This is a genomic window from Actinotalea lenta (genome assembly GCF_030586465.1).
Taxonomy (GTDB): domain Bacteria; phylum Actinomycetota; class Actinomycetes; order Actinomycetales; family Cellulomonadaceae; genus Actinotalea; species Actinotalea lenta.
In genome coordinates, this window is sequence record NZ_JAUQYP010000001.1 from 638,265 (window position 1) to 660,817 (window position 22,553).

The following is a 22,553-nucleotide window of genomic DNA, read 5'->3' on the forward strand; positions in this document are numbered from 1 at the left end:
CCGTGACAGCCGGGACCGCCTGATGGCCACCGTGGCCGCCCACCAGGTGCGCCCGGGCCGCGGCACCGAGCTGTGGCTCCTGGTCCTGGCCCTGCTGGTGGGCCTGGGCGCCTACGCCATCGTCGGCCTCGCCACGGCCGATGCCCTGCCACCCGAGCTGCCCTGGCACGCCGCCGTGCTGGTCGGCCTAGCCCTGGGCCTGCACGTGGTGCTGCGCTGGCGTGCGCCGTGGGCGGACCAGGTGCTGCTGCCCGCCACGGTCGCGCTCAACGGCCTGGGCCTGGCGGAGATCCACCGGATCGATCTGGCCTACGCGGCGCGCGACCGCATCACCGACTTCGGTGGCCGTCAGCTCGGCTGGACCGCGCTGGGCATGGTGCTCGCCGCCGCCGTCCTCATCGGCTTGCGCGACCACCGGACCTTGCGACGCTACACCTACACCGCGATGGTCGTGGCGCTGGCCCTCATGGTGCTTCCCCTGGTCCCAGGCCTCGGCACGCAGATCAATGGTGCGCGGATCTGGATCCGTCTGTTCGGCAGCTCCTTCCAACCCGCGGAGGTCGGCAAGATCGCCCTCGCGGTGTTCTTCGCCGGGTACCTGGTGACCAACCGGGACACCCTCGCGCTGGCCGGGCCCAAGGTGCTCGGCCTCCAGCTGCCGCGGGTGCGGGACCTCGGACCGATCCTGCTGGCCTGGCTCGCCTCGCTCGCGGTGCTGGTGTTCGAGCGCGACCTGGGCACGTCGCTGCTGTTCTTCGGCCTCTTCGTCGCCATGCTGTACCTCGCCACCGAGCGCCTGAGCTGGGTCGTGATCGGCCTGCTGCTGTTCGCCGGCGGCGCGACAGTGGCGGCGACGAGCCTCGGGCACGTGCACGCCCGCTTCGTCGCCTGGCTGCACGCGTTCGACCCCGCAGTGTTCAACGCCTCGCCCGGGGGCTCGGGTCAGCTGGTGCGCGGTCTCTTCGGGCTGGCCTCCGGCGGCCTGTTCGGCACCGGTCTGGGCCAGGGTCGCCCGGACCTCGTGCCGTTCGCCGAGTCCGACTTCATCGTCTCCTCCATCGGAGAGGAGCTGGGGCTGACCGGCCTCCTGGCGATCCTCGTGCTGTACCTCGTGATGACCGAGCGCGGCCTGCGCACCGCGGTCGGGGTACGCGACGGGTTCGGCAAGCTGTTCGCCGGCGGCATGGCCGTGGTGGTCGCGCTCCAGTGCTTCGTGGTGGTCGGCGGCGTGACCCGGCTGATCCCGCTGACCGGGCTGACCATGCCGTTCCTCGCCTACGGCGGCTCGTCCCTGCTCGCGAACTGGGTGATCATCGCGCTGCTGCTGCGCATCTCCGACTCCGCGCGCCGGCCCGCTCCCGCACCCGAGGAGCCCCCGGGTCCGACCCCGCACGCGGGGAGCCGCACGGTGCCCGCCAACGCCGACCAGGCCACCGAACGCATCGACGTCGGGCCCGTCCGCGGGGGTGCCGCGTGAACACTCCGCTGCGGCGCCTTGCCGCCGTCGTCATCGTGATGTTCGTCGCCCTGATGGGCAGTGCGACCTGGGTGCAGTACGTCCAGGCCCCCGCCCTCAACAACGACAACCGGAACGTGCGCACCCTGTACCGGGAGTTCGACCACCCCCGTGGTCCGATCGTGGTCGGCGACAAGGCGGTGGCCTCCTCGACCCCGGTCGACGACTCGTTCGGGTACCTGCGCTCGTACGCGGACGGGCCGACCTATGCCCCCGCCACCGGGTACTTCTCGGTGATCTACGGTGCCAGCGGCATCGAGAAGGCCATGAACACCGAGCTCAACGGCACGGCCGACTCGCTGTTCTACTCGAGGGTCCGCGACCTGATCACCGGGAAGCAGCCGGAGGGGGCCTCGGTCGAGCTCACCATCGTCCCCGCCGTGCAGAAGGCGGCGTGGGACGCGCTGGGCAGCCAGACCGGAGCGGTCGTCGCGCTGGACCCGCGAACGGGGGCCATCCTCGCGATGGTCTCCAAGCCGTCCTACGACCCGAACCAGCTCGCCTCGCACGACACGGCTGCCGTACGCCAGGCCTGGGACACGCTGAACGCCGACCCCACCCATCCCCTGGTCAACCGGGCGATCGCTGGTGACACCTACCCGCCCGGCTCGACGTTCAAGATCGTGACCGCCGCCGCGGCGCTGGAGTCGGGCCTCACCCCGGACACACCGATCGCTGCTCCTGACCAGCTGCCCCTGCCGCAGTCCTCCGCGGTGCTGGGCAACTACGGCGGCGAGTCGTGCAGCCCGACCGGCGCGCAGACCCTCGCCGACGCACTGCGGATCTCCTGCAACACGGCGTTCGGGCAGCTCGGCCTCAACCTGGGTGCCGACGCGCTGCGCAAGCAGGCCGAGGCCTTCGGCTTCGACACCCCGCTGCAGATCCCCCTGAGGGTGACGCAGAGCCGGTTCCCCCCCGACGGCCAGATCGACCCACCGCAGACGGCGATGTCCGCGATCGGGCAGTACGACGTGCGGGTGACCCCGCTGCAGGTCGCGATGATCACCGCCACGATCGCCGACGACGGCCGGCGGATGGCCCCCTACCTCGTCAAGGCCGTGCGCAACCAGGACCTCACGGTGGTGGACACCACCCAGCCGCACTCCCTGGGCAGGGCGATCTCCAGCAGGACCGCTGCGCAGCTGACGGCGATGATGACCGAGGTCGTGCAGTCCGGGACCGGGACGGCGGCCCAGATCCCCGGTGTGGCGGTCGCGGGCAAGACGGGCACCGCACAGACCACGTCCGACGCGCCTCCGCACGCCTGGTTCACCGCCTTCGCGCCCGCCGACAACCCGACGGTCGCCGTCGCCGTCGTGGTCGAGCACGGCGGGGACCTGGGCAACGAGGCGACCGGCGGCCGGATCGCGGCACCGATCGCCAAGGCCGTCATCCAGGCGGCGTTGGGAGCCCGGTCGTGAAGCCCGACGTCGACGTCGCGCTGGGCGCGCGCTACCGCCTCACCTCCCGCATCGCCGTGGGGGGCATGGGGGAGGTCTGGGTCGCCCACGACCTCTCGCTGGCCCGGGACGTCGCCGTCAAGGTGCTGCGCGAGGAGTTCGCGGGCGATGCCGGGTTCCTGGAGCGGTTCCGGGCCGAGGCGCGCAACGCCGCCCAGCTGTCCCACCAGAACATCGCCCAGCTCTATGACTATGGCGAGCAGGACGGTTCGGCATTCCTGGTCATGGAGCTGGTGCTCGGCGAGCCGATGTCGGACCTGCTGGACCGCGAGCCGATCCTGCCGCACCGCCGCCTCCTGCCGATCCTGGCGCAGACCGCGAGGGCCCTGCACGCCGCCCACACCGCGGGCGTCGTGCATCGTGACGTCAAGCCGGGCAACATCCTGCTGTCCCGGACCGGACGCGTGAAGATCACCGACTTCGGCATCTCCACGGCGCGCGACCAGGTGCCGATGACGGCGTCCGGGATGGTGATGGGCACCGCCCAGTACCTGTCCCCGGAACAGGCCACCGGCGGCGCCGCCACGCCCGAGTCCGACATCTACTCGCTGGGCATCGTGGCCTACGAGGCGCTGGTCGGACACCGCCCCTTCACCGGACCCACGGCGGTCGACATCGCGATCGCGCACGTCAACGAGCCGCTCCCGCCTCTGCCCGAGAGCGTCGACCCGGCCTTGGCGGACCTGGTCTCACGCATGCTCGCCAAGCGCCCCGAGCAACGGCCGCGGTCCGCCGCGGCCCTGGCACGCCAGCTGGACGCGATGCTGGACAACACCCCCGCGGACGGCGTCCCGCTCGTCACGGGCCGGCACGCGACCCTCGGGCGGCGGCGGGTCGAGCCGACCAGCGACGGCCTGGTCAGCGACCGGATGGTCGAGGAAGGGCTGCTCGAGACCCCGCTGAGGCCGCTGCCGCCCTCGGTACCCGTGGCACGACCGGCCCCGCAGCGACAGGAGCCGGCCGTCGTGCCGGGCCGCAGCATCGACGACGCCGTGGCACCGGCGCCGAGCGAGCCCCCGCCGCGCTTCACGCCGCCCGCGCGATCCGGGCCCGGCGACCCGGGCCGTCAGGGCGCCGGTGCGACGCGCCACGGCACGGCCGCCGCGCGGGACGTGCCCGGGCCGCGCTGGTGGACGGATCTGAGGAGGACACGCTGGGCCGGGATCCCCGGGCCTGTGCTGCTCGCCTTGGCCATGCTTCTCTTCGGTCTACTGGGCGCGATGGTCGCGGATAGGATCTGGGGGCCGTCCGGAGCCTCGGCGGACCATCGGATCGTGATCATCGCTTCACCTGAAGCACAGGCCCGGGATGGGATGATCCCGGGGGACGATTCCGCAGCAGGACAGACGACGACAGCGAAGGACCTGTAGTGGTGGACGACGCACCTCGGATCCTCGGCGGCCGCTACGAGGTCGGCGAGCTCATCGGGCGCGGCGGGATGGCCGAGGTGCACATCGGCCACGACACCCGCCTGGGACGTACGGTCGCGATCAAGATCCTGCGCTCGGACCTGGCACGCGACCCGTCCTTCCAGGCCCGCTTCAGGCGCGAGGCGCAGGCGGCCGCGTCCCTGAACCACCCCGCGGTCGTCGCGGTGTACGACACAGGCGAGGACGTGGTGAACGAGGCCGGGGGCGGCATCGCCCACGTGCCGTTCATCGTCATGGAGTACGTCGAGGGTCACACCGTGCGGGACATCCTGCGCGACGGTGCCGCGGTTCCGATCGACGAGGCCGTGGAGATCACCGCCGGGGTGCTCTCCGCGCTCGAGTACTCCCACCGGGCCGGCATCGTGCACCGGGACATCAAGCCCGCGAACGTCATGCTCACCCCGACCGGCGCGGTCAAGGTGATGGACTTCGGCATCGCGCGGGCGATGGCGGACTCCGCGGGCACCATGACCCAGACGCAGGCCGTGATCGGCACCGCGCAGTACCTGTCGCCGGAGCAGGCCCGCGGCGAGGCCGTGGACTCCCGCTCGGACCTCTACTCCACCGGGTGCCTGCTCTTCGAGCTCCTCACGGGCCGGCCGCCGTTCATCGGTGACTCGCCGGTCGCCGTGGCGTACCAGCACGCCCGGGAGGACCCGCAGCCGCCGAGCACCTACGCCTCCGACGTCCCCGAGACGTTGGACCGGATCACGCTCAAGGCGCTCGCCAAGGACCGCGACCAGCGGTACCGCTCCGCCTCCGAGTTCCGCAACGACCTGGAGTCGGTGCTGCGCGGCGGTCCGGTGTCCGCACCCGCGGTGATGCCGGCGCCCGTGCCCGGCACGATGCCCGATGCCGGGCCACCCACGGCGGCCACCCAGGTCATGACACCGCCACCGGTGGGTCCGGCGCCGACGTCGTTGCCGCCGACCGCGGCATGGGGTCCCACCGGCGCCACCGTGACGGCCGCCCACGTGCCCGCACGAGACGACAACCCACCCGATCGGCGCTGGGTCATGTGGCTGCTCATCGCGGTCGCCCTGCTGGCCATCGGCGGCATCCTGTGGATCCTGCTCAGCGGGCGCCCGCCGGCCACGACCACGGCCTCGGTCCCCGACGTGGTCGGGCTCGCGCAGGCCGACGCCGAAGCGAAGATCCGGGAGGTCGGGCTCGTCCCGGAGATCACCCAGCAGGCGAACCTGGACGTGGAGAAGGGATTCGTCATCAAGACCGATCCCGAGAAGGACACCAAGGTCGAGGACGGCTCGACGGTGAAGGTCTTCGTCTCCAGCGGCGCGGCGGACGTCGAGATCACCGACATGTCCAACTGGTCGCAGGCCCAGGCCGAGAAGTGGCTGAAGGACAACGGGTTCAACGGCTACAAGTTCACCGAGGAGGACAGTCCCGACGTCCCCAAGGACAAGGTGACCCGGACCGACCCCGCCGCCGGGGACTCGGTCAACCCCACCAGCACCGAGGTGACCGTCTACCTGTCCAACGGCCAGGTCACGGTCGACGACTTCCGTGACGGCAAGACTCCGCTGGACGTGGCGACCAAGAAGCTCGAGGACCTGGGCTTGACGGTCCAGACCGTCGAGCAGGAGACCGACCAGGTCGACCCGGGCATCGTCGTGGACCAGAGCGTCGTGGGCAAGGTGGACCAGCACTCGACCGTGGAGCTCACCTACGCCGTCCCGCCGGCGCAGACGGACACCACGGTGCCGGACACCTCCGGGATGACGTACTCCGAGGCGGCGGCCGCGCTCGGCGGCGCGAACCTCAACGCCACCCCAGGACCGGACGAGTTCAGCGACACCGTGCCGGCCGGCCAGGTGATCCGCACCGACCCGGCTGCGGGCACGACGGTCAAGGAGGGCAGCACCGTCACGGTGATCTCCTCGAAGGGACCCAAGCCCGGCGGCTCGACCTCGTCGCCGACCGCCACCAGCGGAAGCGGCGGCTGACCGACACTCCTCGCGCGACGGCGCGGACCCGACCGGGCCCGCGCCGTCGGCACGTCCGGGGCGGCACGTCCGGGGGTGGAAGGGTCGGGCGCGCTCCGTCAGCGTGCGCCGTCGCGCACCAGGGGATGCATGTCCGCGGAGCGCTCCACGGCGCCGGGGAGCCCGCACGTCTCGAGCCAGTTCGCCAGCAGGTGGTGGCCACCCTCGGTGAGCACCGACTCCGGGTGGAACTGGACGCCGTGCAGCGGCAGCTCGCGGTGCTGCAGCCCCATGATCACGCCCTCCGGCACCCCGCCGGGCACCGGCACGGTGCGGGCGGTGACCACCAGCTCGGCGGGGACCGTGTCGTCCTCCACGGCCAGCGAGTGGTAGCGGGTGGCGGTGAAGGGACGCGCGAGACCGTGCAGGACGCCGGTTGACCCGTGGTCGATGAGGCTGGTCTTGCCGTGCATGAGCTCGGGAGCGTGCGAGACCGTCGCGCCGAACACCTCGGCGAGCGCCTGGTGTCCCAGGCACACCCCGAGCATGGGCGTGCCCTGCGCCGCGCAGTCCGCGATCACCTCCATCGAGCGACCGGCGGCGCGCGGGGTCCCGGGTCCGGGGGACACCAGCACACCGTCGAACACCGCCCGCTCGGCGGCCGACGGGACGGCGTCGTTGCGCACCACGACGGTCTGCGCGCCCAGCTGGTTCAGGTACCCGACGATCGTGTAGACGAACGAGTCGTAGTTGTCGATGACGAGGATGCGGGTCATCTCGGCTCCAGTGGCTCGGTCCGCCGCGGCGGCACGGGTCGTCATCCGGCGGTCGGCGCGGACGTGGCGTAACTCAGCTCGGCGGGACCGTCGTAGCCGGGGACGAGCATGTCGTCCTCCTTGGAGGCTGACCACCCCAGCCCGACCGTGTCGACGTAGGCGCGGTAGGTCTGGACGGCGGGCGCGTCGTCCAGCGCCGCCATCATCGTGGCGGGGTTGCCGATGGCACGAACGACGAAGGGTGGGGAGTACACGCGACCCTCGAGGTACAAGACGTTGCCGACGCACCGGAAGGCCGAGGTCGAGATCACCCGCTCACCCTGCAGCGACATGGCCTCCGCCCCGCCGGCCCACAGCGCGTTCATCACGGCCTGCACGTCCTGCTGGTGGACGACGAGGTCGTTGTCGGTGGCCCAGTCCGGCCGGGCGGCTCCGGCGGGGGCATCGCTGAGCTTCACCTCGACGCCGGGGCCGTGCACGGCGGTCCAGCCGGCCGCGCGGGCGAGGTCCGCATCCCCCACGGCGTCGGGCGGCAGGTTCTGGTGGGTCTGCTGGTCGGTCAGCTGGTCCACCTCGGCGCGCAGCTGGGAGACCTCGCCGTCGGCGATCTTCGCGCGGTCGAGCTGCGCCTGCACCAGTCCGGTCAGGTCGCGGCTGTCGCGACCCGTCCCGCCGTGGAGCTGCGCGTTGGCCGCGAACAACCAGCCGGCGAACGCGAGCACACCGCCGATGCCCACCACGCTCCACGCGGGGGATCGACGGTGCCGGTGCGTCATGGCTCTCCTGAGGCTGCTCTCGCGTGCGCGGCCTGCGGCCGTCCCGACGGTGCGCGTGCGGTGCCGGTCGCGCACCCCACTACGCTAATGGACGAACCTCAGGTCGCCCTGAGTGCCGCCGCAGTACAGGAGGAGCAGTGCCCGAGTCGAGGTCGCGCAAGAAGAAGGCGTACACACCGCCGCCCGCCACGCCGCGCGCCAAGCAGGAGGGCAACCCACGGTGGCTCGTCCCTGTCATGGTCGGCCTGCTCGTGCTCGGTTTGCTGTGGGTGGTGGTCACGTACCTCTCCGGGGCCCAGTTCCCGGTTCCCGGCCTCCAGAACTGGAACCTCGCGATCGGCTTCGCGCTCATCATCGCCGGGTTCATCCTGACGACCCGCTGGCGCTGACGACCAGCGTCCTCAACCCAGCGCGGCACTGACGGTCGGCTGCTCGCACGCTCCGCAGCGCCGGCACCCGACGCCGTCTACGCCCGCCGGCGCGAGTTGTCGCACCCTCACACCCCGCCGACCGGCGCACATCCACGCGAGGGGGGCACCTGCAGGCGCACCACTGGCCTGGATGTGCACCACCCGGACGACGACCGCCATCGACGACCCTGTTCTCCCCAGGGGTGCACAAGGTTGTGGATAACTACAGCGGTGTAATTCCACAGTTGTGAGGAATCCTGGGGACAATGGAGCACTGCGGAGCGGGGTAGGAGCCGGCACGACCGCGAGCAAGCGCTCACCGAGCTACGCGAGCGATCGGTCGCGACCACGATGGGGTCAGCGCCGAGCACGACTTCCTCGCCACGTGGCCGGACCGTCCAGGCATGCGCCACATGGCGATCTGGGAGGTCACAGCGAGCGGGCAGGGACCAGAGGCAGCTGGAGGCAGGACCGCCCGGCACGTGCTCGGCTGAGCTGCACCGGAGCGCCCCGGACCTAGGCGGACGCGAGCTTCGTCGTGACGAGCAGCACCAGCACCGCGACGACGACGACGGGTGCGAGCACGGAGGCCAGGGTTCGCAGGTTCTTCGGAGCGTAGGCGTACGCGAGCCCCAGGACGAGACCGGTGAGCAGGCCGCCGAGGTGCGCCTGCCAGGCGATGTTCGGGATCACGAACCCGAGCACCGCGTTGAGCACCAGGATCGCGACGATCCCCGAGGCGCTCCGCCCGAGCCGGCGCAGCACCACGAGGATGATCCCGAACAGCCCGAACACCGCGCCGGAGGCCCCGTAGACCCAGCCACCCCAGGCCCGCGACGCGGGGTCGATCATGACCAGGTACACGACGCTGCCGCCGAGCGCGGAGACCAGGTACGCGGTGAGGAACCGCCATCGCCCAAGCGCGTTCTCCAAGAACTGCCCAAGGATCCACAGGGCGTACATGTTGAAGCCGATGTGCAGCAGCCCGCCGTGCAGGAACGCCGACGTCAGCATCGTCCACGGCTCGCCGGCCGCCCGTGCCGGCACGAGGACCCACTGGTAGGTCCACGCCATGCCCAGGGCCTGCTGCAGGAGGAAGACCACGACATTGATCCCGATGAGGGTGTACGTGATCACGGGTGCGCCCTGCCGGAGCGGGGCCCCGAACGCGGTGCGGGCCTGCGGGGCGCGCTGACCGGCCTCGCGCACGCAGTCGACACAGTGCACCCCGACAGCCGCAGGGCGCTGGCACTCCGGGCACACCGGACGCCCGCACCGCTGGCACCGGACGTAGGAGACCCGGTCGGGGTGGCGCGGGCAGACCGGGACCTCGCCGGGCCCCGGTCCGGTGGGCTGGGTCATCGGGGGCCGGTCACTCCTCGACGTCGACCGACTGCAGCACCACGTCCGACAGCGGCCGGTCCTGCCGTCCGGTGGGTGTGGTGGCGATCGCGTCGACCACGGCACGGCTCTCGTCGTCGGCAACCTTGCCGAAGATGGTGTGCTTGCCGTTCAGGTGCGGGGTGTTCACGACGGTGATGAAGAACTGCGACCCGTTGGTGCCACCGACCTTCCCGGTGACCGGGTCGCGCCGCACCCCGGCGTTGGCCATGGCCAGCAGGTAGGGCTCGGAGAACTGCAGCTCTGGGTGGATCTCGTCGTCGAACGTGTAGCCCGGGCCGCCGATGCCCTGCCCCAGCGGGTCGCCACCCTGGATCATGAAGCCGTCGATCACGCGGTGGAAGATCACGTTGGAGTACAGCGGGTCGGTGCGTGTCTCACCCGTGGAGGGGTCGGTCCACTCCTGGGTCCCGGTGGCCAGACCGACGAAGTTCCGGACGGTCTTGGGCGCGTGGTTGGGGTAGAGCTCGACCCGGATGTCTCCGGCGGACGTGTGCAAGGTGGCGAACATGGCCCAATCCTTGCACGGAGGCCGCGCACGGCCACGCCAGGGGTGGCAGCATGGTCGAAAAGGTCTGGGCGCTGCGCGACCGGACCGCATGACGACAGGAGAGCCGAGATGTTCGCACGCTTCCGCCGCTCCGCTGCCCCGCTCGACTCGGAGCGGCTCAAGGGCCAGGTCGCCGAGATCGGAGCCGCCCTGTCCGACGCGTCCGCGCACGGGGCCCACGTCGCCGGCGAGCTGGCCTGCCAGGCCCGCCGCTGGGCGGCGCCCCGCAGCAAGGACGCCCTCGAGTGGGCAGCACCCCGAGCCAAGGAGGCAGCAGTGCACGCCAAGGACTGGGCCACCCCGCGAGCCAAGGACGCGGCAGCGTGGGCAGCACCCCGAGCCAAGGACGCCGCCGAGCACGCCAAGGACTGGGCCACCCCGCGGGTGGAGACCGCCGTGGAGTGGGCCACCCCGCGAGCCAAGGACGCGGCAGCGTGGGCAGCACCCCGAGCCAAGGACGCCGCGGCGCACGCGGCCGAGGCAGCCGAGAACGCGGCCGAATGGGCGTCCCCCCGCGTCGAGGCCGCCGTCGCCTGGGCCACGCCGCGCGTGGAGAAGGCGCTGCGGGAAGCGGCCGAGAAGGCCGGTCCGCGCGTCGAGCGCGCTGCAGGCAAGGCCGTGCCCCTGGTGGACGTCGCACATGACAGGTTCGTCGACGAGGTCCTGCCCCGCGTGGCCGCGGTGGTGAGCACGGCGATGGCGGCGGCCGCCGAGGAGGCGGACCGGTTCCGCGACGTGGCGACCGGGAAGCTCAGCGAGGTCGCCCACCTGGAGCCGCCGAAGGCACCGAAGTCGCACCGGTTCGCGAAGGTGTTCTGGACGGTGACCGGGATCGCCGCGGCCGGGGCCGCAGTCGCCGCCTGGCAGAAGAGCAAGCCCGCCAGCGACCCGTGGGCGGAGCAGCCGTGGGAGCCGGCCGAGCCGGCCGAGCGGATCAAGCAGCGCACCGCAGAAGCCCGCGGCATGGTCTCGGACGTGCGTCACGAGCTCGAGGACGCCGCCGAGGTCGTCGGCGAGCGCGCCGGCGAGACCGTGGCCCGTACGCGCAGTGCCACGGAGAAGGCCCGCCAGGCGGCCCAGGACGCGACCGAGAAGGCCCGCCACGCGGCACACGACGCCACGGACAAGGCCCGCGGGGCCGCCGACCGCGGCGTGGGCAAGGCCCAGGAGGAGGCGGAGGAAGCCGCCGAGGCAGCCGAGCAGAAGATCGACGAGGCCGCAGACGAGGTCCAGAAGAAGACCGACGGCGACTGACGGACGCACGACGAGGGCCGGTCCCGGGTACCCCGGGACCGGCCCTCGTCGCATGCCGTCGCGGTGGGGGGCGGAACGGCACTGGTGGGCATCGCGGCGGCCGCCTATGCAGAAAGACAGCACCACCAGACGGGGCCGTGGGATTCCTGCGGGGCTTCCCGAGGGCTCGACGGCTCCGATCGTGTCCTGGGGAGGATGAGATGAGGAGATCTCTGAGGCGGGGACTGGGGTTGTTCGCCGGCACGGCGGCGCTGCTCGCCATGACGGTGACCGGGGCCATGGCGGCACAGGGGCCACCACCCGGCAAGGGCCACGGGGGCGGGGAGACCACGCTCAGCAACAACCTGTCGGTGCCGACGATCATGGTCGGCGGCGGGTTCACCAACGTCAGCTGCCCCGCCGGAACGGCCGGTGACCTCGTCGTGCCGACGGGCGAGCCTTCGACCGGCTACCCGATCGATCCCGCCGCGTACTACTACGTGCAAGGCCTCAACGCCTGGCAGGCGCAGTGCATCACGGCAACCTCGGCGAGCGCCAAGGCCGCCTGGGGCGCCAACCTGACCGGGGACGCGTCGCTGACCACCAACAGCCCGATCCGGGTCGAGCTCGGTCTGTACAACGCGGACGTCACCGCGCCGGACCTGGAGGGCTACAGCGTGGTCAAGCTGAACACAAACGCCCTCGACCGCGAGTCCCCGTACGGGACTCTGGCGACGGGCTCGGCCGACACCGGCTTCTCGGCCGTCCCGACCACCTTCACGGCCACCCAGCAGCGGGTGTACGACGCCGGGGTCACGTTCAGCGTCCAGCACGAGGGCACCAGCACCTTCGTGGTCCCGGAGGGGACTCCGGCGACCGCTGAGATCAACGCGACGGGCACGGTGGTGTACGGCTACAACCTGCGTGTGACCGATGAGGGGAAGTACACCATCACCTTCACCGTCCCCACGGTGACCCTGACAGGAACCGACGCGGGCTCCTACACGGACCACTCGGTCTCGTTGTCCATCACCGTCGCCGGTAGCCGCGGCGGCGGCAGCCATGGGGGCCACGGACCGGGCCGCTGACGTCTCGACCGCGCTCACCCAGCGGTGGGGGGACACCTGACGGCACGGGAAGAGCGGCGGCTCGCTGGTCGCGAGACGCCGCCTCGGGTGGAGCCAAGGGGACTCGAACCCCTAACCCCCTGCTTGCAAAGCAGGTGCGCTACCAATTGCGCCATGGCCCCGCTGCGGCGCGTCGCCGCGTCCCGGTCGGTGCGAGCCGCCCGGCCCATGCTCAGCTGACGGGGTCGGTGACCTCGGCCCACAGATCCCGCTCGTCGTGGTCCTCGGCGTAGGTGCGCCACGCGGCGTACAGGGCGCCGGCCACGATGGCGAGAACGAGCAACTTCTTCATGGGTGCGTCCTCCAGGGACGGGGGAGTGGGCCTAAGAGGACTTGAACCTCTGACCTCTTCCTTATCAGGGAAGCGCTCTAACCGTCTGAGCTATAGGCCCGTGCGACGGACGAGACTACCAAGTCCCGGGGAGTGCTCCCAACTTCGACGGCATCAGTCGTCGGTCAAGGTCAGGTGCAGACCCCCGACTAGCGCGGCGACGATGTTGTACAGGAACGCCATGATCGTGCTGAGGGCCGTCAGCAGCACCACGTCGACCACCGCGATGAGGGTCGCCAGGGAGATCACCCGGGAGAACGAGGCGATCTGCAGGACCGAGTCGTAGCTCGGGTTGCTGACCAGCTGGCCGATCATGTCGTTGGCGGTCGTGAAGACCGCCATCTTGTTCAGCGTCTGCCACACCACGGCCGCCGCGATGACGATCATGATCCCCACTGCGACCGAGAGCAGGAACGACAGCTTCATGACGGACCACGGGTCGATGCGGGACACGGACAGTCGCGCCCGCCGCGGTGCAGCGTCCGGGGCCGACTCACGGGCCGGCTCGGGACGATCCGACGCCTCACCGTTCCGGGCCACCGCGCTGCGCGCGGAGCTGGCAGCGGCCCGCATCCGGTCACCGAGACTCGGGGTTCCCGTGGCCTCCTCGACGGGCGCATCGACGGGGACCGGATCGCCGCCAAGGCTGACCCGGCCGATCGTCGCCGAGGTCCGCTGCGGCGCGCCTGCGGGACGCTTCGGAGCGATCGACGGGGGCTTCTCGCTGCTCATGCCTGGTCCTCCGTCGTCTCCTGCTGCGGTTCCACGGTAGCCGCAGCATCAGGGTTCTGGGTCGCCTCGGGCTCAGCGACGCCACCCTCGTCACCGAGCGTGCGCTCGATGTTACGTGCCACGGCGAGAATCCGGTCGTCCGAGTCGGGCTTGGCCAAGATCACGCCCGTCGCGTCGCGACCGTGCACCGGGATCTCCTCGACCAGGGAACGCACCACCTTGCCGCGCTCCATCACCACGAGGATCTCGTCGTGCGCGCCCATGAGGAGGGCTCCGACCAGCTGCCCGCGGTCATCCGGCAGCCGCGCAGCCCGCACGCCGAGCCCGCCACGGTTGGTGCGGCGGTAGTCGAGGTTCCCGTCCGAGGTCACCCGGTGGATGTCGCTGCGCTTCGCAGTGCCGCCGTCGGTGACCGTCACGAGGTAGGAGTCCGCGCCGACCACGCCCATCGCGAGCAGCTCGTCACCCTCCCGGAAGCGCATGCCGGTGACGCCGGACGTCGCTCGCCCCATCGGGCGCAGCTGGTCCGCGTCCGCCAGGAAGCGCACCGCCTGACCCTTGCGCGACACCAGCAGGAGCTCGGAGTCCTCGTCGGCCAGCACGGCCGAGACCAGCTCGTCGGACGCGCCGTCGTCGTCGGTCCGCAGGTTGATGGCGATCAGGCCGCCGGTGCGGTTGGAGTCGTACTCCGACAGTCGGGTCTTCTTCACCAGCCCGCGCCGGGTGGCCAGGACCAGGTACTCCGCCTGCTCGTAGTCGTGCAGGTCGATGACCGTCGCGATCTCCTCACCGGGCTGGAACGCGAGCAGGTTCGCCACGTGCTGGCCCTTGGAGTCCCGGCCGCCTTCGGGCAGCTCGTACGCCTTCGCGCGGTACACCCGGCCGAAGTTCGTGAAGAACAGCAGCCAGTGGTGGGTCGTGGTCACCCCGAAGTGCTCGATCACGTCGTCGGCGCGCAGCTGGGCACCACGCACGCCCTTGCCGCCCCGCTTCTGAACGCGGTACTGGTCCGAGCGGGTTCGCTTGGCGTAACCGCCGCGGGTGATCGTGACGACGACCTCCTCCTCGGCGATGAGGTCCTCCATCGAGACCTCGCCGTCGAAGGGGAGGATCTGCGTACGCCGGTCGTCCCCGTACCGCTGCACGATCTCGTCCAGCTCGGTGCCGACGATCTGGCGCTGCCGGGCGGGGCTCGCCAGGATCGCCTCGAAGTCGGCGATCTTGACCATCAGCTCCTCGTAGTCGTCGAGGATCTTCTGGCGCTCCAGGGCGGCCAGCCGGCGCAGCTGCAGGTTCAGGATCGCGGTCGCCTGGACCTCGTCGACCTCGAGCAGCTCCATCAGGCCGCTCCGTGCCTGGTCGACGTCGGGCGAGCGGCGGATCAGCGCGATGACCTCGTCGAGGGCCTCGAGGGCCTTGAGGTACCCGCGCAGGATGTGCGCTCGCTCCTGGGCCTCACGCAGCCGGTAGCGGGTTCGCCGGACGATGACCTCGATCTGGTGGCTCGTCCAGTGCCGGACGAACGCGTCGAGCGACAGGGTCCGCGGCACCCCGTCAACCAGCGCGAGCATGTTGGCGCCGAACGTGTCCTGCAGCTGCGTGTGCTTGTACAGGTTGTTGAGCACGACCTTGGCCACCGCGTCGCGCTTGAGCACGATGACCAGGCGCTGACCGGTACGACCGGACGTCTCGTCGCGGATGTCGGCGATGCCCGGTACGCGGCCGTCCTTGACCAGGTCGGCGATCTTGGCCGCGAGGTTGTCGGGGTTCACCTGGTAGGGCAGCTCCGTGACCACCAGGCACTGGCGGTTCTGGATCTCCTCGACCGTCACGACTGCCCGCATCGTGATCGAACCACGGCCGGTCCGGTAGGCGTCCTCGATGCCGCGGTGACCGAGGATGGTCGCCGCGGTCGGGAAGTCCGGACCGTGGATCCGGGCGATGAGAGCCTCGAGGAGCTCCTCCTTGGAGGCCTCCGGGTGGGCGAGGTGCCACTGGATCCCGTCGTTGAGCTCGCGCAGGTTGTGCGGCGGGATGTTGGTCGCCATCCCGACGGCGATGCCGGCGCTGCCGTTGGCCAGCAGGTTGGGGAACCGTGAGGGCAGGACAGCCGGCTCCTGCGTGCGACCGTCGTAGTTGTCCCGGAAGTCGACGGTGTCCTCGTCGATGTCCCGGACCATCTCCATGGCCAGGGGAGCCATCTTGCACTCGGTGTAGCGGGGCGCGGCCGCGGGGTCGTTTCCGGGCGAGCCGAAGTTGCCCTGACCGGACACCAGCGGGTACCGCATCGACCAGTCCTGGACGAGGCGGACCAGGGCGTCGTAGATCGCGGTGTCGCCGTGCGGGTGGTACTTGCCCATCACGTCACCGACGACGCGACTGCACTTGGAGAACTGCCGGTCGGGCCGGTACCCGCCGTCGTACATCGCGTACAGCACGCGCTGGTGCACCGGCTTGAGGCCGTCGCGGACGTCGGGCAGGGCGCGCCCGACGATCACGCTCATCGCGTAGTCCAGGTACGACCGCTGCATCTCGAGCTGGAGGTCCACGCTGGTCACGCGCTCGGTGAGCACCTCGGCGATCTCCTCGGGCACGTCGTCCGGCACCTGGGGGCCCTCGGGAGTCTCGGTCACGCTCGTCCTCGTCTCTGCGTCCGGTCAGGGATGGCTGGTGGGTGTGCCGACGGCGGGCCGGCGGGCGCTCGGTCGCGCTAGATGTCCAGGAACCGCACGTCCTTGGCATTGCGCTGGATGAACGAGCGCCGCTGCTCGACGTCCTCGCCCATCAGGACCGCGAAGATCTCGTCCGCAGCCGCAGCGTCGTCCAGCGTCACCTGGATCAGGGTGCGCTGCTCGGGGTCCATCGTGGTGTCCCAGAGCTCGGTGTAGTCCATCTCGCCCAGGCCCTTGTACCGCTGGATCCCGTTCTCCTTGGGCACCCGCTTGCCCTCGGCCTGCCCGGCGGCGAGGAACGCGTCGCGCTCCCGGTCGGAGTACACGTAGTCGTGCTCCGCGTTGGACCACTTGATCCGGTACAGCGGTGGCTGGGCCAGGTAGACGTGCCCGTGCTCGATGAGCGGTCGCATGTACCGGAACAGCAGGGTGAGCAGCAACGTCGCGATGTGCTGTCCGTCGACGTCGGCGTCCGCCATCAGCACGATCTTGTGGTAGCGCAGCTTCGACAGGTCGAAGTCCTCGCCGATCCCGGTGCCGAAGGCTGTGATGAGGGCCTGGACCTCGTTGTTGCTGAGCGCCTTGTCCAACCGGGCCCGCTCGACGTTCAGGATCTTGCCGCGGATGGGCAGGATCGCCTGGGTCCGCGGATTGCGACCACGGACCGCGGAACCGCCCGCGGAGTCGCCCTCGACGATGAAGATCTCGCACTCGTCCGGCTGGTTGGACTGGCAGTCCTTGAGCTTGCCGGGCATGCCGCCGGACTCGAGCAGACCCTTGCGCCGCGTCGCCTCGCGCGCCTTGCGTGCGGCCATCCGCGCCGCAGCGGCCTGGATCGACTTGCGGATCACGTCACGCGCGTCGGACGGATGGGAGTCGAGCCAGTCCGTGAGCTGCTCGTTGACCACCCGCTGGACGAAGGTCTTGGCCTCGGTGTTGCCGAGCTTGGTCTTGGTCTGACCCTCGAACTGCGGCTCACCCAGCTTCACGCTGATCACCGCGGTCAGGCCCTCGCGGATGTCGTCGCCCGTGAGGTTGTCGTCCTTCTCCTTGAGGATCCCCTTGTCCCGGGCGTAGCGGTTGACCAGGGTGGTCAGCGCAGCGCGGAAGCCCTCCTCGTGCGTACCGCCCTCGGTGGTGGAGATCGTGTTCGCGAACGTGTGCACGGACTCGGAGTACGCGGTGGTCCACTGCATCGCGATCTCGACCGAGATGTGCCGGTCGGTGTCCTCGGCCTCGAAGTCGATGACCTCGGGGTGCACGACCTCGGCCTTCTTCGCACCGTTGAGGTGGACGACGTAGTCCACCAGACCGCCGTCGTACTTGTAGGTGACCGTGCGGGCCGTCGCCTCGGTGGGCTCCTCGGCCGTGACCTCGTCCTCGGTGCCGATGTGCTCCGGGCGCTCGTCGACGAGGACGATCTCCAGGCCCTTGTTGAGGAAGGCGTACTGCTGGAACCGGGACCTCAGGGTCTCGAAGTCGAACACGACGGTCTCGAAGACGTTCTCGTTGGGCCAGAAGGTCACCGTCGTGCCCTGCAGGCCCCGGCCTGGCTGCTCCGCCAGCGGTGCCTGAGGAACGCCGTCGCGGTAGTCCTGGGTGTAGGTCCTGCCGTCCCGGTCCACCTGCACCTCGAGCCGGTGCGAGAGCGCGTTGACCACCGAGACGCCGACACCGTGCAGGCCCCCGGAGACGGCGTATCCGCCACCCCCGAACTTGCCGCCGGCGTGCAGCACGGTCAGGACCACCTCGACCGCCGGACGTCCCTCGCTCTCCACGATGTCGACCGGGATGCCGCGGCCGTTGTCGACGACCTGGACCCCGCCGTCGGCACGCAGCGTGACGACGATGCGGTCGCAGTACCCGGCCAGCGCCTCGTCGACGGCGTTGTCGACCACCTCGTAGACCAGGTGGTGCAGACCCCGTGGCCCGGTGGACCCGATGTACATGCCCGGCCGCTTGCGGACCGCCTCGAGGCCCTCGAGGACCGTGATCGCGCTCGCGTCGTAGGTGCTCGCCGAGGCGAGGCTGGGCCCTACGGGTGTTGCGTCGGCGGGAGTGGTCGGATCGTTCTGAGCAGGCTGGTCAGCCACGGGCGAAGGTGCTCCTCACGATGCGGCGGCCGAGGTGAACGCTGGACGTTGCACCTGCGACCGCGGGACCCGGATCTGGCGACCGCGCCGACGACCGGCGATCCGGCCCGCCGACTCGCGAGCGCGCGAGTACCCGGACGTACCCCCGGAGTCTACCCGTTGGCGGCCTTCACAGCCGCCTCGGCGCGTCCTGTGGACGATTCCAGGGGTCGGCGTAACACCAGGGGTGGCGTGGGGTCCCACAACGCGTCTGGAGGCCGTTACTGCCGATCGCGGCTCAGCCGTAGGTGTCGCGCGGACCTCGCCCGCGCACAGCACGGCGCCCGCGGCTCCACCTGGGGGCCGCAGGGCCCAGGACGCGCACCTCACGGACCACGTCCGCACCGAGCTCAGCGGCGAGCGTCGCCATCAGGTCGGGCACCAGGTGGGTGAGGTGGGTCGCCCACGTGGTGGAGTCGGTACGCACGACGAGCACGCCGTCGTCGAACGTCTCGGGGACGCAGTGGTCCGCCACGGCGTCGCCCACGACGTCCCGCCAGCGTCCGATCACGCCCCCGACCGACAGCTCGGTGCTCCAGCCCCGCTCGAGCGCCAGCCGCTCGAGGGTCTCACCCACCGGCACAGGGTCGCGGCCGTCGCGACGAGCACCCGAGCGTTGCTCCCCCACGGTGCGCGCCGGAGCTCCGGGGCTGCCCGGACGTAGCCCGCGGGCCCGGGCAGCTGCCTTCGCCCGGTTCAGAGCCGCGCGTCCCACCTCCGTCGCCGGGGTGAGGCCCAGGCGCTCAGCAACGGGGACGGCACCGAGGTCGTCCTCCGCCGGCGAGCCCTCGTCAGGCCGCATCGATCCGTCCGTCCACGACGGACAGTCTGGCCCCCACGAGCCGGTCGGGGACATCCTCGGACACGGCCGCGGTGACGATCACCTGCTCGGCCCGTGCCACCACGTCGGCGAGCCGGGTGCGGCGCCTGCTGTCCAGCTCGGCGAACACGTCGTCCAGGATGAGCACGGGCTCGCTCCCCTCGTCCCAGCCGGCCATCCCGGGAAGGTCGGAGTCCTGGTCCACGCCGTGCGTCAGGAGCGTGTACGAGGCCAGTCGCAGGGCGAGCGCGAACGACCAGGACTCCCCGTGGCTCGCGTAGCCCTTCGCAGGCAGGGCGCCGAGCTCGAGGACGAGGTCGTCACGGTGCGGCCCCACCAAGGTCACGCCGCGGTCGATCTCCTTGTCGCGCTGCTGGGCCATGCCGGCGATGAGCAGCTCGGTCAGCTCGGGGACCGATGCGCCCTCGTGCGGCACGCCGGCCGTCTCCGGTTCGATCGTGGAGCGATATCCGAGCACTGCCTCCCCAGGGGCATCACTGACCTGGGCATACGCCTCGGCCACGTGCGGGGCGAGCGCTCTGGTCAGGGCGATGCGCATGGCCAGGACCTGCGCGCCGAGCTCCGCCAACCGGGCGTCCCACACGTCGAGGGTGCGCAGGTCCGGCTGGTGGCGACCGCGTCGAGCGGCTGCGGCGGACTTCAGCAGCGCACCTCGCTGGCGGAGCACCCGCTCGTGGTCGGCGAGCACTCCGGCCATCCGGGGTGAGACCTGGACCGCGAGCTCGTCGAGGAATCGCCGCCGCCCGTCCGGGTCGCCCTTGACCAGCGCCAGGTCCTCTGGTGCGAAGGCCACGGTGCGCAGGATGCCGAGGACGTCCCTGGCACGGCGGGCCGGCGCGCGGTTCACCCGCGCCCGGTTCGCCTTGCCCGGGTTGATCTCGAGCTCGACCGTCGTGGATCGCTCTCCCTTGATCGCCTTGAGCCGGATGATCGCGCGCCCGGCACCGGCCCGGACCAGCGCGGAGTCCGAGGCCACCCGATGGGACGACAGGGTGGCGACGTAGCCGATCGCCTCGACCAGGTTCGTCTTTCCCTGGCCGTTCGGCCCCACCAGGGCGGTCACCCCCGGCCCGAGGCTCAGGTCCGCCTGCGGCCACGAGCGGAAGTCGGTGACCGAGAGTGCGCTGACGTGCATGACCGGGCGCGGCTACCCGTCGGCCGCAGGCTGCACGGCGTGGCCGCCGAACTGGTGCCGCAACGCAGCGACCGCCTTCATCGCGGGCGAGTCGCCCTGACGGGAGGCGAACCGGGCGAACAGCGCAGCCGAGATCACGGGGGCCGGGACGGCGTGGTCGATCGCCTCGTCGACGGTCCACCGCCCCTCACCGGAGTCGGAGACGAAGTCGTCGATCGAGTCCAGACCGGGATCCTGCTCGAGGGCGGCGACGAGCAGCTCGAGGAGCCACGACCGGATCACCGTGCCGTGCGTCCAGGCCTTGAGCGTGCCGGTCACGTCGTGCACGAGATCAGCGGCGGTGAGCAGCTCGTACCCTTCGGCGTAGGCCTGCATCACGCCGTACTCGATGCCGTTGTGCACCATCTTCACGTAGTGCCCGGCACCCACCGGGCCGGCATGCACGAATCCGCCGTCCCGGTCGCCCGGCGGGCGGAGCGCATCGAAGATCGGCATCGCCGCGTCGATGTCGGCCGCGTCGCCACCCGCCATGAGGCCGTAACCGTTCTCGAGTCCCCACACGCCGCCCGAGACGCCGACATCCACGTACCGGATACCCCGTTCGGCGAGCGTCGCCGCGTTCGCGGCGTCCTCGCTGTAGTGCGAGTTGCCGCCGTCGATGACGAGGTCGCCCTCGTCGAGGAGGTCGCGGAGCGCCGAGACGGTGCTCCGGGTGGGTTCGCCCGCGGGGACCATGACCCAGATCACCCGGTCCCCGGCCGGCAGGGCCGCGACCAGATCGGACAGCTCCGCGACGTCCGAGACCTCCGGGTTGCGGTCGTACCCGGTGACCTCCAGACCGTGCTCGCGCATGCGGGTGCGCATGTTCGCACCCATCTTCCCCAGACCGACCAGACCGACGTGCACCGTCGGACTCCCCTCAGCTCGCGAATCGGATCGGCACCAGCAGGTACCGGTAGCTACGGTCGTCGTCCGCGTCGAGGGAGGTCTGGCCGGTGAACTCCACCGGCTTGTTCGGGTGGGTGAAGGCCAACCGGACGAACTCGGTGTCCAGGGCACCGAGCCCGTCGAGCAGGTACTGCGGGTTGAACGCGACGGTGATGTCCTCACCGGTCAGTGCCGCCTCGAGCGCTTCGGACGCCTGAGCATCGTCACCCTGCCCGGCGTCCAGCACCACTTGGCCGTCACTGAACGCCAGGCGGATCGGTGTGTTGCGCTCCGCGACCAGGGCGACGCGCCGAGCTGCCTCGATGAGTCCCGCCGTGCCGACCACGGCGTGGATCGGGGTCTCGGTGGGGAACAGGCGTCGCACCGGCGGGTAGTCGCCGTCGACGAGGAGCGAAGTGGTGTGCCGACCGCCGGCCTCGAACCCGATGATGTCGACCCCTGCGCCGGTGGACAGGCCGACCGTGACCTCCGCCGAGCTCCCGAGAGACTTGGCCACATCGGAGAGCGTGCGTGCGCGCACGAGCGCGATCGCCTCACCGCCGGGGCTCGCCGGGGTCCACGTCAGCGTTCGCAGCGCCAGCCGGTACCGGTCCGTGGCCAGCAGCGTGATGGTGTCGCCCTCGATCTCCATGCGCACGCCCGTGAGCAGAGGAAGCGTGTCGTCCCGGCTCGCCGCGACGGTCACCTGGCTGACGGCCTTGGTGAACTCGTCGCCGTGCACGACGCCGACCTCGGTCGGCATCGAGGGCAGCGCGGGGTAGTCCTCCACGGGCATCGTCAGGAGCGTGAACCGGCTCGCTCCGCAGGTGACCACGACCCGCGAACCGTCGACAGCGACGTCGACGGGCTTGGCAGGCAGCGAGCGGGCGATCTCCGCGAGCAGGCGGCCGGACACCAGGACCGTGCCTGCCTCGCTGACATCGGCGGCGATCTCCGAGCGAGCGGAGACCTCGTAGTCGAACGTCGACAGCTGGACGGTGCCCTGCTGGTCAGCCTCGATGCGCACGCCGGCGAGCACCGGCACGGGCGGCCGGGTCGGCAAGGACCGCGCGGTCCAGGTCACGGCCTCTGCGAGGACGTCCCTCTCGACCCTGAACCTCATGTCATTCCCTTCGGAGCTCGACGCGCCCGGGCACGGAA

At 71.1% G+C, this 22,553-nt stretch carries 19 protein-coding genes and 2 tRNA genes; 7 read left to right on the top strand and 14 right to left on the bottom strand.

Going from position 1 to position 22,553, the window contains the following annotated elements:
- The first annotated feature begins 22 nt into the window (after nucleotides 1-22).
- The 4 genes from Q6348_RS02985 to pknB are packed head-to-tail and all read left to right on the top strand — an operon-like array spanning nucleotide 23 to nucleotide 6,370.
- Nucleotides 23-1,477, top strand: a complete 1,455-nt coding sequence (locus Q6348_RS02985; protein ID WP_304599849.1) for an FtsW/RodA/SpoVE family cell cycle protein — start codon at nucleotides 23-25, stop codon at nucleotides 1,475-1,477.
- On the top strand, nucleotides 1,474-2,937 hold the full coding sequence (locus tag Q6348_RS02990) for a peptidoglycan D,D-transpeptidase FtsI family protein (protein ID WP_304599850.1): 1,464 nt from the start codon (nucleotides 1,474-1,476) through the stop codon (nucleotides 2,935-2,937). The genes Q6348_RS02985 and Q6348_RS02990 overlap by 4 nt, the downstream gene beginning before the upstream one ends.
- Complete coding sequence (locus Q6348_RS02995) at nucleotides 2,934-4,346, top strand: serine/threonine-protein kinase (RefSeq protein WP_304599851.1); 1,413 nt, start codon at nucleotides 2,934-2,936, stop codon at nucleotides 4,344-4,346. The genes Q6348_RS02990 and Q6348_RS02995 overlap by 4 nt, the downstream gene beginning before the upstream one ends.
- A 2-nt stretch (nucleotides 4,347-4,348) precedes the next feature.
- On the top strand, nucleotides 4,349-6,370 hold the full coding sequence (pknB, locus tag Q6348_RS03000; protein ID WP_304599852.1) for a Stk1 family PASTA domain-containing Ser/Thr kinase: 2,022 nt from the start codon (nucleotides 4,349-4,351) through the stop codon (nucleotides 6,368-6,370).
- A gap of 98 nt (nucleotides 6,371-6,468) precedes the next feature.
- Here pknB and Q6348_RS03005 read toward each other — a convergent pair whose 3' ends face one another.
- Nucleotides 6,469-7,125, bottom strand: coding sequence for an aminodeoxychorismate/anthranilate synthase component II (locus tag Q6348_RS03005; protein WP_304599853.1), 657 nt, complete (start codon nucleotides 7,123-7,125; stop codon nucleotides 6,469-6,471).
- A 41-nt stretch (nucleotides 7,126-7,166) separates the two neighbouring features.
- Nucleotides 7,167-7,901, bottom strand: coding sequence for a DUF881 domain-containing protein (locus Q6348_RS03010; protein WP_304599854.1), 735 nt, complete (start codon nucleotides 7,899-7,901; stop codon nucleotides 7,167-7,169).
- Nucleotides 7,902-8,038: 137 nt separating this feature from the next.
- On the opposite strand from Q6348_RS03010, the gene crgA reads away from it, so the two are divergent.
- Complete coding sequence (gene crgA, locus Q6348_RS03015) at nucleotides 8,039-8,290, top strand: cell division protein CrgA (RefSeq protein WP_304599855.1); 252 nt, start codon at nucleotides 8,039-8,041, stop codon at nucleotides 8,288-8,290.
- A 537-nt stretch (nucleotides 8,291-8,827) separates the two neighbouring features.
- Here the strand turns inward: crgA and Q6348_RS03020 are convergent.
- Together Q6348_RS03020 and Q6348_RS03025 are read right to left on the bottom strand one after the other, a co-directional pair.
- A complete protein-coding gene (locus Q6348_RS03020; RefSeq protein ID WP_304599856.1) occupies nucleotides 8,828-9,673 on the bottom strand; it encodes a rhomboid family intramembrane serine protease in 846 nt (281 codons plus the stop codon).
- Nucleotides 9,674-9,683: 10 nt separating this feature from the next.
- Nucleotides 9,684-10,223: a peptidylprolyl isomerase gene (locus Q6348_RS03025; protein WP_304599857.1), complete on the bottom strand. Its 540-nt coding sequence runs from the start codon at nucleotides 10,221-10,223 to the stop codon at nucleotides 9,684-9,686.
- A 108-nt stretch (nucleotides 10,224-10,331) separates the two neighbouring features.
- Between Q6348_RS03025 and Q6348_RS03030 the strand changes: the two genes are divergently transcribed.
- On the top strand, nucleotides 10,332-11,516 hold the full coding sequence (locus tag Q6348_RS03030; protein WP_304599858.1) for a hypothetical protein: 1,185 nt from the start codon (nucleotides 10,332-10,334) through the stop codon (nucleotides 11,514-11,516).
- 200 nt (nucleotides 11,517-11,716) lie between these two features.
- Nucleotides 11,717-12,583 (top strand): hypothetical protein, encoded by an 867-nt coding sequence (locus Q6348_RS03035; protein WP_304599859.1) that lies wholly within the window; start codon nucleotides 11,717-11,719, stop codon nucleotides 12,581-12,583.
- An 88-nt stretch (nucleotides 12,584-12,671) separates the two neighbouring features.
- Here Q6348_RS03035 and Q6348_RS03040 read toward each other — a convergent pair.
- The 10 genes from Q6348_RS03040 to dnaN form a co-directional block, all read right to left on the bottom strand.
- Nucleotides 12,672-12,744 (bottom strand) — tRNA-Ala (locus tag Q6348_RS03040).
- A gap of 50 nt (nucleotides 12,745-12,794) precedes the next feature.
- Complete coding sequence (locus Q6348_RS03045; RefSeq protein ID WP_304599860.1) at nucleotides 12,795-12,914, bottom strand: DLW-39 family protein; 120 nt, start codon at nucleotides 12,912-12,914, stop codon at nucleotides 12,795-12,797.
- A 26-nt stretch (nucleotides 12,915-12,940) separates the two neighbouring features.
- Nucleotides 12,941-13,014 (bottom strand) — tRNA-Ile (locus Q6348_RS03050).
- A 53-nt stretch (nucleotides 13,015-13,067) separates the two neighbouring features.
- Nucleotides 13,068-13,685 carry a DUF3566 domain-containing protein gene (locus Q6348_RS03055; RefSeq protein ID WP_304599861.1) on the bottom strand — a complete coding sequence of 206 codons (618 nt, stop codon included), beginning with the start codon at nucleotides 13,683-13,685 and terminating at the stop codon, nucleotides 13,068-13,070.
- Nucleotides 13,682-16,279, bottom strand: coding sequence for a DNA gyrase subunit A (gene gyrA / locus Q6348_RS03060; protein ID WP_304601892.1), 2,598 nt, complete (start codon nucleotides 16,277-16,279; stop codon nucleotides 13,682-13,684). Before gyrA ends, Q6348_RS03055 begins: the two co-directional genes overlap by 4 nt.
- A gap of 116 nt (nucleotides 16,280-16,395) precedes the next feature.
- Nucleotides 16,396-18,450 carry a DNA topoisomerase (ATP-hydrolyzing) subunit B gene (gene gyrB / locus Q6348_RS03065; protein ID WP_304599862.1) on the bottom strand — a complete coding sequence of 685 codons (2,055 nt, stop codon included), beginning with the start codon at nucleotides 18,448-18,450 and terminating at the stop codon, nucleotides 16,396-16,398.
- A gap of 277 nt (nucleotides 18,451-18,727) precedes the next feature.
- Nucleotides 18,728-19,066 (bottom strand): DciA family protein, encoded by a 339-nt coding sequence (locus tag Q6348_RS03070; protein WP_304599863.1) that lies wholly within the window; start codon nucleotides 19,064-19,066, stop codon nucleotides 18,728-18,730.
- A 214-nt stretch (nucleotides 19,067-19,280) separates the two neighbouring features.
- Nucleotides 19,281-20,465 carry a DNA replication/repair protein RecF gene (gene recF / locus Q6348_RS03075; protein ID WP_304599864.1) on the bottom strand — a complete coding sequence of 395 codons (1,185 nt, stop codon included), beginning with the start codon at nucleotides 20,463-20,465 and terminating at the stop codon, nucleotides 19,281-19,283.
- A 12-nt stretch (nucleotides 20,466-20,477) separates the two neighbouring features.
- Nucleotides 20,478-21,371, bottom strand: a complete 894-nt coding sequence (gene gnd / locus Q6348_RS03080) for a phosphogluconate dehydrogenase (NAD(+)-dependent, decarboxylating) (RefSeq protein ID WP_304599865.1) — start codon at nucleotides 21,369-21,371, stop codon at nucleotides 20,478-20,480.
- A 13-nt stretch (nucleotides 21,372-21,384) separates the two neighbouring features.
- A complete protein-coding gene (gene dnaN, locus Q6348_RS03085) occupies nucleotides 21,385-22,515 on the bottom strand; it encodes a DNA polymerase III subunit beta (RefSeq protein WP_304599866.1) in 1,131 nt (376 codons plus the stop codon).
- Between the last annotated feature and the right edge of the window lie 38 nt (nucleotides 22,516-22,553).